Annotated in this window: 9 protein-coding genes; 7 read left to right on the top strand and 2 right to left on the bottom strand. The window is 72.5% G+C overall.

Annotation, left to right across the window (positions count from 1 at the left end; all coding sequences use genetic code 11):
- Positions 1-155 precede the first annotated feature (155 nt).
- Positions 156-635: a VOC family protein gene (locus P3T41_RS30745; protein WP_280693850.1), complete on the top strand. Its 480-nt coding sequence runs from the start codon at positions 156-158 to the stop codon at positions 633-635.
- Positions 636-860: 225 nt separating this feature from the next.
- A complete protein-coding gene (locus P3T41_RS30740) occupies positions 861-3,140 on the top strand; it encodes an AAA family ATPase (protein ID WP_280693849.1) in 2,280 nt (759 codons plus the stop codon).
- Positions 3,141-3,220: 80 nt separating this feature from the next.
- Here P3T41_RS30740 and P3T41_RS30735 read toward each other — a convergent pair whose 3' ends face one another.
- Both P3T41_RS30735 and trpS read right to left on the bottom strand, forming a co-directional pair.
- Positions 3,221-4,528 carry a nucleobase:cation symporter-2 family protein gene (locus tag P3T41_RS30735; protein ID WP_280693921.1) on the bottom strand — a complete coding sequence of 436 codons (1,308 nt, stop codon included), beginning with the start codon at positions 4,526-4,528 and terminating at the stop codon, positions 3,221-3,223.
- A 449-nt stretch (positions 4,529-4,977) separates the two neighbouring features.
- Entirely contained in the window at positions 4,978-5,976 is a 999-nt protein-coding gene (trpS, locus tag P3T41_RS30730; protein WP_280693848.1) for a tryptophan--tRNA ligase, read from the bottom strand.
- A 295-nt stretch (positions 5,977-6,271) separates the two neighbouring features.
- On the opposite strand from trpS, the gene P3T41_RS30725 reads away from it, so the two are divergent.
- From P3T41_RS30725 to P3T41_RS30705, 5 genes are all read left to right on the top strand, one after another.
- Positions 6,272-7,918, top strand: coding sequence for a metallophosphoesterase family protein (locus P3T41_RS30725; RefSeq protein ID WP_280693847.1), 1,647 nt, complete (start codon positions 6,272-6,274; stop codon positions 7,916-7,918).
- A 127-nt stretch (positions 7,919-8,045) separates the two neighbouring features.
- Positions 8,046-9,044 carry a phosphotransferase family protein gene (locus P3T41_RS30720; RefSeq protein ID WP_280693846.1) on the top strand — a complete coding sequence of 333 codons (999 nt, stop codon included), beginning with the start codon at positions 8,046-8,048 and terminating at the stop codon, positions 9,042-9,044.
- Positions 9,045-9,049: 5 nt separating this feature from the next.
- Positions 9,050-10,228 (top strand): acyl-CoA dehydrogenase family protein, encoded by a 1,179-nt coding sequence (locus P3T41_RS30715; protein WP_280693845.1) that lies wholly within the window; start codon positions 9,050-9,052, stop codon positions 10,226-10,228.
- On the top strand, positions 10,225-11,403 hold the full coding sequence (locus tag P3T41_RS30710; RefSeq protein WP_280693844.1) for an acyl-CoA dehydrogenase family protein: 1,179 nt from the start codon (positions 10,225-10,227) through the stop codon (positions 11,401-11,403). The genes P3T41_RS30715 and P3T41_RS30710 overlap by 4 nt, the downstream gene beginning before the upstream one ends.
- A complete protein-coding gene (locus tag P3T41_RS30705) occupies positions 11,400-12,392 on the top strand; it encodes an acyl-CoA dehydrogenase family protein (RefSeq protein WP_280693843.1) in 993 nt (330 codons plus the stop codon). The genes P3T41_RS30710 and P3T41_RS30705 overlap by 4 nt, the downstream gene beginning before the upstream one ends.
- The last annotated feature ends 80 nt before the right edge of the window (positions 12,393-12,472 follow it).

The following is a 12,472-nucleotide window of genomic DNA, read 5'->3' as shown; positions in this document are numbered from 1 at the left end:
TGCTGCGCGTCCGGTGGGCCCACGTCGAGGTGTCCCCGTGGTGATCCCCGCCGCCCAGGCGAGCCGGCTCGGCTGGCTCCAGCGTGTCGGACGGGCCCGCGCAGTGCCCCGGCGCCAACCTGGAGGAAACGGACGGCGTGATGCGAGGAGGCGCGATGACCAGCAAGGGCTTCACCACCTGCCTGTGGTTCGACGGGCAGGCCGAGCAGGCGGCGAACCACTACCTGTCGATCTTCAAGGACTCGAAGCTCGGCCGGATCACCCGCTACACCGAGGCCGGCCCCGGTCCGGCCGGTGGCGTGCTGGTGGTCGAGTTCGAGCTCAACGGCCAGAAGTTCATCGGGCTCAACGGCGGCCCGCAGTACAAGTTCAACCCGGCGATCTCGTTCCAGATCATGTGCGCCGACCAGGCCGAGGTGGACCACTACTGGGACCGGCTGCTCGACGGCGGCGAGCCGATGGCCTGCGGCTGGGTGACCGACCGCTACGGGGTGTCCTGGCAGGTGGTGCCGGAGGTGCTGCCCGGCCTGATCAGCGACCCGGATCCGGAGAAGGCGACGCGCACGACCGCCGCGATGATGTCGATGGTCAAGCTCGACATCGCCGCACTGCTGCGGGCACACGCGGGCGACTGACCCGCGGGAAGGCACGTGGAGCGGCTCGCACCATCGCCCCGGGAGCCGGTGCGAGCCGCTCCGCGCAGTGCGCCGCCGACGGAAACAGCGCCGACGGAAACAGAAAAGCGCCGGAACCCCTGGTACGGAGTTCGGCGCTTCGTTTAACATTGCTCTTTCGGGCTGCCTTTTGGCGAATCATCAAAAGTAGCTCCCGAAAGTCACTATAGCGTCCAGGGGGTCGAATTGTCAATCAGCGAAATCAGCATCGAACAGACCGGCGTCGACCGGCTCTACGCCCGCCTCGACGACCTGCGGGTCCAGCTCGGCGACCGGCTCGGCCAGGCGTTGTCGCAGCTCAGCAGCGGTCACCAGGCATTGGTCGAGCGCGACACGGCGGCAGCCGAGTACGGCGAACAGCTGGCACGGCTCGACGCGGTGGAACACGGCCTCTGTTTCGGACGGCTCGACCTGACGGACGGCCGGATCCACCGAATCGGACGGCTCGGACTGCGGGCGGAGAATTCCGACGAGCCCCTGCTGATCGACTGGCGGGCGCCGGCCGCGCGGCCGTTCTACGTGGCCACCGGAATCGTGCCGGAGGGCGTACGGCGGCGCCGGCACCTGCGCACGGACGGACGGCGGGTGGTCGACCTGCAGGACGAGCTGCTGGACCGGGCGAGCCGGACCGACGACGAGGAGCTGAGCGGCGAGGAGCTGAGCGGCGAGGCCGCGCTCTTCGCGGCGCTCGACGCGAGCCGGACCGGGCGGATGAGCGACATCGTGGCGACCATCCAGGGCGAGCAGGACCGGATCATCCGCGCCGACCACCGCGGCGCCCTGGTGGTGCAGGGCGGCCCGGGCACCGGCAAGACCGCCGTGGCGCTGCACCGGGCCGCCTACCTGCTCTACACCCGGCGCGAGCAGCTGGCCAAGCGGGCGGTGCTGATCGTCGGCCCGAACGTCGCCTTCCTGCGGTACATCGGCCAGGTGCTGCCCTCGCTCGGCGAGACCGGCGTGCGGCTGGCGACGATCGGTGAACTGTTCCCCGGGGTCTGCGCCGAGCGGGCGGAGCCGGCGGCGGCCACCGAGGCCAAGGGCCGGGCGGCGATGGCGGAGGTGATCGCCGCCGCCGTCCGCGACCGGCAGTGGGTGCCGGGCTGGGAGCCCGAGGAGGCGATCGAGGTCGAGTACGAGCGCGAGGTGCTGCGGCTGACCCGGCCGGTCTGCGCGGGCGCGCGGGAGGCGGCCCGGGCCAGCGGCCTGACGCATCATCAGGCCCGGCCGATCGTCGAGCGGCGGATCGTGGCCGCGCTGGCCGAGCAGTACGCCGAGCGGATCGGGACCGACCCGCTCGGCGGCGAGAACCTGCTGGACCCGGGCAGCCTGGCGGCGATCCGGCGGGAGCTGCACGCGAGCCCCGAGGTGGACGCGGCGCTCGAACGGCTCTGGCCGCGACTCACCCCGCAGCGGCTGCTGACCGAGCTGTTCGCCTCCCCCGACCGCCTGGCCGCCGCGGCGCCGCAGCTGTCGGCCGTCGAGCGGCAGGCCCTGCTGCGCGCGCCCGGCGGGGGCTGGAGCCCGGCGGACGTCCCGCTGCTCGACGAGGCCGCCGAGTTGCTCGGGCCCGACGAGGAGCTGCGGCAGGCACGGCGGGCGGGCGCCGAGCGTGAGCACCGGCGGCGGCTGGCGTACGCGCAGGAGGTGCTCGATGTGGCCTACGGCTCGCGCTCGGTGGACCTGGAGGACGGCGAGGAGGGCGAACTGCTCGCCGCCTACGACCTGGTGGACGCCGACCGGCTGGCCGAACGGCACCAGGAGCGGGACCGGCGCACGGCCGCCGAGCGGGCGGCGGCCGACCGCAGCTGGGTGTACGGCCACCTGATCGTGGACGAGGCGCAGGAACTGTCCGCGATGGACTGGCGGATGCTGATGCGCCGCTGCCCGAGCCGCTCGATGACGCTGGTCGGGGATGTCGCGCAGACCGGCGCACCGGGTGGCACCGGCTCCTGGGCGCAGGCGCTCGACCCGTACCTGGCGGGCCGCTGGCGGCTGGCCCGGCTGGACGTCAACTACCGCACTCCCGGCGAGATCGCGGCCGTGGCAGCGGATGTGCTGGCGGCCCTCGGCCCCGGGGTCGCGGCGCCCCGCGCGGTGCGGGAGACCGGGGTGCGGCCGTGGCTGGCCCCCGAGGAGGCGTTGCCCGAGTTGCTCGCGCGGGAGGCGGCGGCGGTCGGCGACGGCCTGCTGGCCGTCATCGCGCCGACGGCGGACGCCGCCGCCCTGGCGCAGCTCGGGCTGCCGGCGCTCACCGTCCAGCAGGCCAAGGGGCTGGAGTTCGACTCGGTGATCGTGCTCGACCCGGCCGGCATCCTCACCGAGTCGCCGCGCGGGCTGAACGATCTCTACGTCGCGCTGACCCGGGCCACCCAGCGCCTCGGGGTGGTGCACACAGGCGAGTTGCCCGCGCCGCTGCGGGCGGAGCGGTTCGATCCGGTCCTGCCGGTGGCGGCGGGCGGGCGGTAGCGGGCGGCGCCACGAGCGCCACCCGGCGCTGCCGCGCGCCGGGTTGGCGCTCCGCCGGCGGGTGTTCCGCTGCCGGCCGGCTACTCGCCGGCCGCCGGCACCGCCACCGCGTCGGCCACAGCTCCCCGACGCCCCCACCCGAGGTGGTTGAAGAGCAGGTTGAGCGTGATCGCCGCCAGGCAGCCCGCCGCGATGCCCGAGCTCAGGATGGTCGCGAGCTGCTGCGGGAGGGCGTGGTAGAAGCCCGGGTAGGCGATCGGGAAGATGCCGAAGGCCAGGCTCACCGCCACGATCAGCGCGTTCGAGCCCACCGACAGGTCGGCCTTGCTCAGCGTCCGCACGCCGGCCACCGCGACCGAGCCGAAGAGCACCACCCCGGCCCCGCCCAGCACCGGCTGCGGCACCAGCGAGGCCAGGCCGCCGACCACCGGCAGCAGGCCCATCAGGATCAGGAAACCGCCGCCCATCGCCACCACGAAGCGGCTGCGGATCTTCGTCAGCGCGACCAGGCCGATGTTCTGCGCGAAGGCGGAGCAGAAGAAGCCGTTGAACACCCCGCCGAACGCGCTGGCCAGGCCGTCCGCACGCAGCCCGGCGGCGATGGTGCGCTCGTCGACCGGCCGCTCGACCACCTCGCCGAGCGCGATCATGTCGGCGGTGGACTCGGTCATCGAGACCACCATCACCACCAGCATCGAGATGATCGACGCCAGCTCGAAGCGCGGCGCACCGAAGGCGAACGGGTGCGGCAGCTCGAAGACCGGCAGCGAGGTGAGCGCGTGCAGGTCGACCTTGCCGAACGGGATCGCCGCCAGGGTGCCCGCCAGCAGCCCGAAGAGGATCGCGATCCGCTGCGCGAAACCGCGCAGGAAGCGGTTGAAGAGCAGCACCGCGAGCAGCGTGAACGCCGCCAGCCCCAGGTTGCTCACCGAGCCGTAGCCGTGTGCCTGCGCGTTGCCGCCCTGCGCCCAGTTGCCCGCCACCGGCAGCAGCGAGACGCCGATCAGGGTGATCACCGTCCCGCTGACCACCGGCGGGAAGAATCTGACCAGGCGACAGAAGAGCGGCGCCGCCAGGAAGCAGACCAGGCCCGCCACGATGGTGGAGCCGAAGATCAGCGGCAGCGTGGCGCCCTTCTTCGCCGCCACCACGGCCAGCACCGGCGAGACGGTGGCGAACGAGACCCCGTTGACGAACGGCAGCCGGGAGCCGATCCGCCAGACGCCAAGGGTCTGCAACAAGGTGGCGATGCCGGCGATGAAGAGGGCGGCCGCCAGCAGCGTGGTCAGCTGCGCGGCGTTCAGGCCGACCGCACCGCCGATGATCAGCGGCGGGGCGGCGACCCCGGCGTACATGCTGGCCACGTGCTGCAGCGCGACCGCCGACATCCGGCCCAGCGGCAGCACCTCGTCCACCGGGTGGACGGCAGCGGGGTCAGCGCGATCGGCGTCAGGGCTGTCGGGGTCAGCGAGATCGGCCTCGGGGCGATCGGAGTCCGGTTGAAGCGCAAGGTCCTGACTGGCCACGGCTGTTGTCCCTCCACATCTGACGGTGGCTTCGGGCCCGGGAACGACGACCGGAGTGCGGGACGGAGCACGGTGACGCTGGGACGACCCTGGCGGACGGCGCTGCCGTCGCCCACCGCCGGCTCCTGCGGCGAACAGGAGACCGACCCAAGTGAACAGAACATCCACGATGCGGAAACTGACTTCCGCGTTGGAGTGAATCTAGGAAGCCCGCCATCGCCCGTCAATAGCTCCTGTCGGATCACCGGCCACACCCGCCGACTCTTGGACGAATCTCCAAGGATCAACAAGGTGTCAGTGTCGATATGGCATCAATACCGCATCCCCATGACCTCCAACACCTCCGCCAGCGTCCGGCGCGCCACCTCGTCGGCTCGCGCGTTCCCCCGGGCCAGCACCTCCCGCAGGTGGCCGGGATCCTGCGCCAACTCGGCCCGGCGCTCGCGGATCGGCCGCAGGTGCTCGTTCACCGCCTCGGTGACCAGCGTCTTGAGCGCGCTGGCCCCGCCGTCGCCGAGTTCCTCGGCCACCGAGTGCGGGTCCCGGCCCAGACAGAGCGCGGCCAGGGTGAGCAGGCTCGACACCTCGGGCCGGCGTTCGGGGTCGTAGCCGATCCGGCGCTCGACGTCGGTCCTGGCACTGCGGATCAGCCGGGCCGTCTCGTCCTCGCTCGCGCCCAGCGCGATCGCGTTGCCCCGGCTCTTGCTCATCTTGCCGCCGTCGGTGCCCAGCAGCTGCGGCATCGCCGACAGCAGCGCCTCCGGTTCCGGGAAGAACGGCGAAGTCCCTGACGCATAGCGGGCGTTGAAGCGTCTGGCGATGGTCCGGGTGGCCTCCAGGTGCGGCAGCTGGTCCTGGCCGACCGGCACCAGGTGCGCCTTGCAGAACAGGATGTCGGCGGCCTGGTGCACCGGGTAGGTCAGCATCAGACCGCTGACCTGGGCCTGCCGGGAGTGCGCGATCTCGTCCTTCACCGTGGGGTTGCGCTGCAGTTCGGCGGTGCTGACCAGGGAGAGGAACGGCAGCAGCAGCTGGTTGAGGGCCGGCACCGCGCTGTGCGTGAAGATCACCGAGCGCGCCGGATCGATCCCGACCGCGAGATAGTCCAGCACCAACTCCCGGACGTGGTCGCCGAGTCGGTCGGCCACATCGCGGTCGGTGAGCACCTGGTAGTCGGCGATCACCACGAACAGCTCGGCGCCCTCGGCCTGCAGGCGTACCCGGTTCTGCAAGGAGCCGAAGTAGTGGCCGAGATGGAGCGGGCCGGTCGGGCGGTCGCCGGTCAGCACGCGGGGACGGAAGGCGGTCATCCTGCTTCTCCTCTGCACGGGGCGGGTGTCGGTGCCGTCCGGCGGGGCCCGTGCGGGGAGCAAGCGAAAGGGCCGTCCGTCCGGACGGCCCAGGGCATGTCGAATGCGCGGCCGTCCTAGGACGGCCACCAGCTCAACGGAAGCAGTGGTGCGCGCATGGCATCACTGTAGCCCGTCCGAGCATTCAGTGGGGCCGCCCAAGGGTTCAGAGGGGAGCCGGTTCCCGTTCACCCGGCCCCGGGTACGCCGCCGCTAGCGTGGACGCCCTTCAACGACCTTCAGGCGAGGAGTTCCTGTGGACCAGCCCTTCGACGCCCCCGAGCCGAGCAGCGACGGCGAGACCGGCGGCACCGTCAGTCGCCGCACCGCACTGCGGCTCAGCGCCACCGTGGGCGGTGCCGCACTGGCCGCGGGCCCGCTGCTCGCCGCCACCCCCGCTGCGGCTGACAGCGGTTCAGCTGACGCCCCGTCGGCCCAGAGCTCTCCGCTGCTGCTCACCCGGCCCGAGTCGCTCGGCGCCCCGGCGGTCGAGGGACTGCACCTGACCTTCGGCGCCGACCCGAGCCGGCAGATGACCGCCTCCTGGACCACCGACGGCCCGGTCCGCAATCCGCGGGTCCAGCTCGGCACCCTGGAGGGCGGCTTCGGCCGCACCGTGCAGGCCGACACCCGTACCTACACCGACGGCGTGAGCAACCGGGTGGTCCACACCCACCACGCCCGGATGGAGAACCTGCGGCCGGGCACCTACTACACCTACGCCGCGCTGCACGACGGCGGCCGCCCCGACGCCGGCAGCTTCCGCACCGCCCAGCGCGGCCGGCAGGCCTTCACCTTCACCAGCTTCGGCGACCAGGCGGTGCCCAGCACCACCTGGCAGCCGGACGGCAAGGGCGGCTACACGGTGGTCCCCAGCGGCATCGCCTCCCCCGCCTCGGCGGACATCGTGGCCGGCATCGAGCAGGTCGACCCGCTCTTCCACCTGCTCAACGGCGACCTCTGCTACGCCAACATCTCGCCGGACCGGCTGCGCACCTGGCAGGGCTTCTTCGCCAACAACACCCGCTCGGCCCGGTTCCGCCCGTGGATGCCGGCGGCCGGCAACCACGAGAACGAGAAGGCCAACGGTCCGATCGGCTTCACCTCCTTCCAGACCCGCTTCGACCTGCCGGACAACGGTGGCGACGCCGAGACCAAGGGTCTCTGGTACTCCTTCTCGGTCGGCTCGGTGCACGTGGTGGTGCTGCAGAACGACGACGTGGCCTACCAGGACGCCGGCGACGCCTACGTGCACGGCTACAGCGGCGGCGCCCAGCGCGCCTGGCTGGAGCAGGACCTGGCCAAGGCGCGCGCGGACCGCTCGATCGACTGGGTGGTGGTCTGCATGCACCAGGTGGTGATCAGCTCCTCCGACGCCAACGGCGCCGACCGGGGTGTCCGCGAGCAGTGGGGCCCGCTCTTCGACCGCTACCAGGTGGACCTGGTGGTCTGCGGGCACGAGCACGACTACGAGCGCTCGCTGCCGGTGCGCGGCACGGTCTCCGGCTCGGAGACGCTGACCCCGAACCCGGTCTCCACCGCGACCGACGTGATGGACACCTCGCAGGGCACCGTGCACATGGTGCTCGGCGGTGGCGGCACCTCCTCGCCGACCAACAGCGCGTTCTTCAAGCCCGCCAAGGCGAAGGTGATCACCGGCGTCGGCGCGGTGGGCGCGAACGGCAAGCGCACGCCGGTCTACGTCCACGAGGACGCGCCGTGGGTGGGCGTGCGGGACCTGGACCACTCGTACGGCTTCGCCGCGTTCACCGTGGACCCGGGCCACCAGCCGGGCGGCACCACCAGCATCCACGTCACCTACTACCGGGTGGCCCAGCCGGACGGGGCGATCAGCCCGATGGAGAGCTTCGTGCTGCACCGCAAGCGCTCCGACCACCACTGACCCTCCGCGCAACGGCCGCGTCCACCACCGGTGGGCGCGGCCGTTCCGTTTCCTCCACCGTTGACATCCCCGGCGTCGGGCGAGAGGCTAAGCAAGCGCTTAGTCAGTCTCACTCCCGAAGGATGCCATGACCGACAATCCCCCCGGACTCGACCTCGCCGCGCTCCAGGAGCACCTGGGCACCGGACCGCTGAGCGCGGAGCTGATCGAGGGCGGCCGCTCCAACCTGACCTACCGGCTGACCGACGGCGAGCACCGCTGGGTGCTGCGCCGCCCTCCGCTGGGGCACGTGCTGGCCACCGCGCACGACATGGCCCGCGAGTACCGGGTGATCGGCGCGCTGCACGACTCGCCGGTCCCGGTGCCGCGCACCGTGCGGCTGACCGAGGACCCGGCGGTGATCGGCGCGCCGTTCTACCTGATGGAGTTCGTGGACGGCACCGCTCACCGGGACAGCGCGGCGCTGGCCGCGCTGGGGCCCGAGCGGGTGCGGGCGCTGGCGGACCACCTGGTCGACACCCTGGTCGCGCTGCACGCGATCGACCCGCAGGAAGTCGGGCTGGCCGACTTCGGGCGCCCCGAGGGCTTCCTGACCCGCCAGGTGCAGCGCTGGGGCAAGCAGTTGGCCGCCTCCCGCAGCCGCGAGGTGGCCGGGATCGACACGCTGGCCGAGCGGCTCGCCGGCTACCTGCCGCACTCCCCCGCGCCCACGCTGGTGCACGGCGACTACCGGCTGGACAACGTGCTGGTCGGCCCGGACGACCGGATCACCGCCGTCCTCGACTGGGAGATGTCCACCCTCGGCGACCCGCTGACCGACCTCGGCCTGCTGGTGATGTACACCGAACTGGCCGCGCAGTTCGCCGGGGTGATCCCGGGCGTCGCGTTGGCGCCCGGGTTCCCGAGCGGGGGCGAGCTGATCGAGCGCTACGCGGCCGAGTCGGGCCGGGACGTCGGCCGGGTCGACTGGTACGTCGCCTTCGCCTCGTTCAAGCTCGCCGTGGTGCTGGAGGGCATCCACTTCCGCTACAGCCAGGGACGCACCGTCGGGGCCGGCTTCGACCGGGTCGGCGCGCTGGTCCCGCTCTTCGTCGAACACGGCCTGACCGCACTCAAGGAGCGCTGAGCAGTATGGACTTCGCCTTCGACGCCCGCACCGAGGAGCTGCGCGAGCAGCTCACCGCCTTCCTGGAGGAGTGCGTCTACCCGGCCGAGCGGCGGCTGGTCACCAGCGAGGACTGGTCGACCCCGGCCGTGATCCGCGAGCTGCAGGTCGAGGCCAGGGCGCGCGGCCTGTGGAACCTCTTCTGCGAGCTGCCCAACCTGCAGTACGCCCCGCTCGCCGAACTCACCGGGCGCAGCATCCTGTTGGCCCCGGCCGCGGTCAACTGCGCGGCCCCCGACACCGGGAACATGGAACTGCTCGCCCAGTTCGGCGACGAGGCACAGCGCAAGCAGTGGCTGGAGCCGCTGCTGAACGCCGAGATCCGCTCGGCCTTCGCGATGACCGAACCGGAGGTGGCCTCCTCCGACGCGAGCAACATCGAGACCCGGATCGAGCGGGACGGCGAGGACTACGTCGTCAACGGCCGCAAGTGGTACATCACCGGGGCGATGAACCCCGACTGCAAGATCTTCATCGTGATGGGCAAGACCGATCCGACGGCCGACGTGCGCCGCCAGCAGTCGATGATCCTGGTGCCGCGCGACACCCCGGGCGTCACGGTGAAGCGCGCGATGACGGTCTTCGGCTACGAGGACCGCGACCACGGCGGCCACGCCGAGGTGCTCTTCGAGAACGTCCGGGTCCCGGCCGCCAACCTGATCGGCGAGCCCGGCTCCGGCTTCGCGATCGCCCAGGCCCGGCTCGGCCCCGGACGGATCCACCACTGCATGCGGGCCATCGGAATCGCCGAGCGGGCGCTGGAGTTGATGTGCCGTCGGGTCACCGAGCGGGTGGCCTTCGGCAAGCCGCTGGCGGCCCAGGGCGTGGTGCAGGACTGGATCGCGGAGTCCCGGGTGCGGATCGAGCAGGCCAGGCTGCTGGTGCTGAAGACCGCCTGGCTGATGGACACCGTGGGCAACAAGGGCGCGCACACCGAGATCCAGGCGATCAAGATCGTGGTCCCGCAGACCGTCGAGTGGATCCTGGACAAGGCGGTGCAGGCGCACGGCGCGGCGGGCGTCAGCCAGGACACCCCGCTGGCCCAACTCTGGGCCGGCAACCGCACCCTGCGGCTGGCCGACGGTCCGGACGAGGTGCACCGGCGCTCGCTGGCGCGCCGCGAGCTGAAGAGGTACCAGGCATGAGCTCAGAGATCCGGGAGCGAGTGAGGGAGTTCCTGGCGGCCCACCCGCCCGCGGAAGTCGACCGGCTCGACTTCCTGCGCGCCCAGTTCGACGCCGGCCTGGCCTGGGTGCACTTCCCGGTCGGACTCGGCGGCCTGGGCGCCCCGCGTGCCCTGCAAGCCGTGGTGGACGCCGAGTTGGCCGCCGCCGGGGCGCCGGACAACGATCCGCGCCGGATCGGCATCGGCCTGGGGATGGCCGCGCCGACCATCCTGCGCTACGGCACCGCCGAGCAGCAGCACCGCTGGCTGCGCCCGCTGTGGACCGGCGAGGAGGTCTGGTGCCAGCTGTTCAGCGAGCCCGGCGCCGGCTCCGACCTGGCCGCGCTGGCCACCCGCGCGGTGCTCGACGAGGACGGCGTCTGGACGGTGGACGGCCAGAAGGTGTGGACCTCCAGCGCCCACACCGCCCGCTGGGCGATCCTGATCGCCCGCACCGACCCGAGCGTGCCCAAGCACCAGGGCATCAGCTACTTCGTCTGCGACATGACCGACCCCGGGGTGGAGGTCCGCCCGCTGCGGCAGATCACCGGCGAGGCCGAGTTCAACGAGGTCTTCCTGACCGGCGTGCGGATCCCCGACACCGACCGGCTCGGCGCCGTCGGCGAAGGCTGGCGGGTCGCCCAGACCACGCTGAACAACGAGCGGGTGGCGATCGGCGGCCAAGCCACGCCCCGCGAGGGCGGGTTGATCGGCATCGTCGCCGAAACCTGGCGCGCCCGACCCGAGTTGCGCACCGCCGAGCTGCACCAGCGGCTGCTCCAGCACTGGGTGGACGCCGAGGTCCTGCGGCTGACCGGCGAGCGGCTGCGCCAGCAGCTGGCGGCCGGCCAGCCGGGCCCCGAGGGAGCCGGCGGAAAGCTCGGATTCGCCCGGCTGGCCCAGCAGTTGACCGGCTTCGAGGTCGAGCTGCTGGCCGAGGAGGGGCTGGGCTACGACGACTGGACGCTGCGCCGCCCCGAGCTGGTCGACTTCAACGGCCGTGAGGCCGGCTACCGCTACCTGCGGGCCAAGGGCAACTCGATCGAGGGCGGCACCAGCGAGATCCTGCGCAACATCATCGCCGAACGGGTGCTGGGACTGCCGCCCGAGCCGCGCACGGACAAGGACGTCCCGTGGAAGGAGCTGTCCCGATGAACCTGCTGTACTCCGAGATCGAGGAGGAGTTGCGGGCCAGCGTGCGCGACCTGCTGCACGACCGCAGCCCGCTGGACGCGGTGCTGGCCCGGATCTCGGCCGGCCAGGGCTACGACCCGGCGCTGTGGCGGGCGTTGACCCAGATCGGGGTCACCGAGCTGACGCAGGCCGGCGGCACGCTGCGTGAAGTAGCGGTGGTGATGGAAGAGTTGGGCTACTCGCTGGCGCCGACACCGTTCCTGGGCAGTGTGCTGCTGGCCGGCACGGGTGAGCGGATCGGGACGCTGGCGGTGCCGTTCTCCTTCTCCGGTGGCGCGGCGACCGTGCAGGAGACGGGCGGGCGGCTGACCGGCACCGTCACCTCGGTCGCCGACGCGCTGAGCGCCGAGCTGCTCGTGGTGCCGGTGGACGGCGGCGCGCTGTGGCAGGTGGAGAGCGGCTTCACGGTCACGCCGCGCACCTCGCTGGACCTGACCCGGCCGCTGGCCGACGTCGTGCTGCACGATGCGCCCGGGCGGCTGGTCACCGAGGACCCGGCGGCGCTGGCACACATCCTGCTGACCGGTGCCGGGCTGCTCGCCTCCGAGCAACTCGGCGTCGCACAGTGGTGCCTGGATACCACGGTCGCCTACTTGAAGGAGCGCCGGCAGTTCAACCGTCCGGTGGGCTCCTTCCAGGCGCTCAAGCACCGGCTGGCCGACCTGTGGCTGGAGGTGGTCGGCGCCCGCGCCGCCGCCCGCGCGGCCGCCGACGCCCTGGCGAGCGAGGCGGCGGACGCCGAGCTGCTGGTCGCGGTGGCCGCCTCGCACTGCGGCACGGTCGCGGTGCGGGCGGCCGAGGAGTGCGTGCAGCTGCACGGCGGCATCGGCATGACCTGGGAGCACCCGGCCCACCTCTTCCTCAAGCGCGCCAAGGCGGACCAGCTGGCCCTCGGCACCCCGGGCCGCCACCGGGCCCGGCTGGCGCAGCTGGTGGACCTGCCGGCCTGACACAGTGGTGGGGGGGGGGGGGGCGGTGGGGGGGGGGGCGGGGGCGACGGGGCGGCGGCGGGGGCACCCCACCGGCGGCG

Origin of the sequence: Kitasatospora sp. GAS204B (assembly GCF_029892155.1) — a bacterium.
GTDB lineage: Bacteria > Actinomycetota > Actinomycetes > Streptomycetales > Streptomycetaceae > Kitasatospora.
The sequence above is the reverse complement of the archived record's forward strand: the minus strand, read 5'-3'. Positions and strand labels throughout refer to the sequence as shown.

Bases quoted from the DNA above. Each gene is read 5' to 3' on its own strand.
- P3T41_RS30745 (WP_280693850.1), top strand. From the start codon at position 156: ATGACCAGCAAGGGCTTCACCACCTGCCTGTGGTTCGACGGGCAGGCC.
- P3T41_RS30735 (WP_280693921.1), bottom strand. From the start codon at position 4,528: ATGTCGGCGGTCGCGCTGCAGCACGTGGCCAGCATGTACGCCGGGGTC.
- trpS (WP_280693848.1), bottom strand. From the start codon at position 5,976: ATGACCGCCTTCCGTCCCCGCGTGCTGACCGGCGACCGCCCGACCGGC.
- P3T41_RS30720 (WP_280693846.1), top strand. From the start codon at position 8,046: ATGACCGACAATCCCCCCGGACTCGACCTCGCCGCGCTCCAGGAGCAC.
- P3T41_RS30715 (WP_280693845.1), top strand. From the start codon at position 9,050: ATGGACTTCGCCTTCGACGCCCGCACCGAGGAGCTGCGCGAGCAGCTC.
- P3T41_RS30710 (WP_280693844.1), top strand. From the start codon at position 10,225: ATGAGCTCAGAGATCCGGGAGCGAGTGAGGGAGTTCCTGGCGGCCCAC.
- P3T41_RS30705 (WP_280693843.1), top strand. From the start codon at position 11,400: ATGAACCTGCTGTACTCCGAGATCGAGGAGGAGTTGCGGGCCAGCGTG.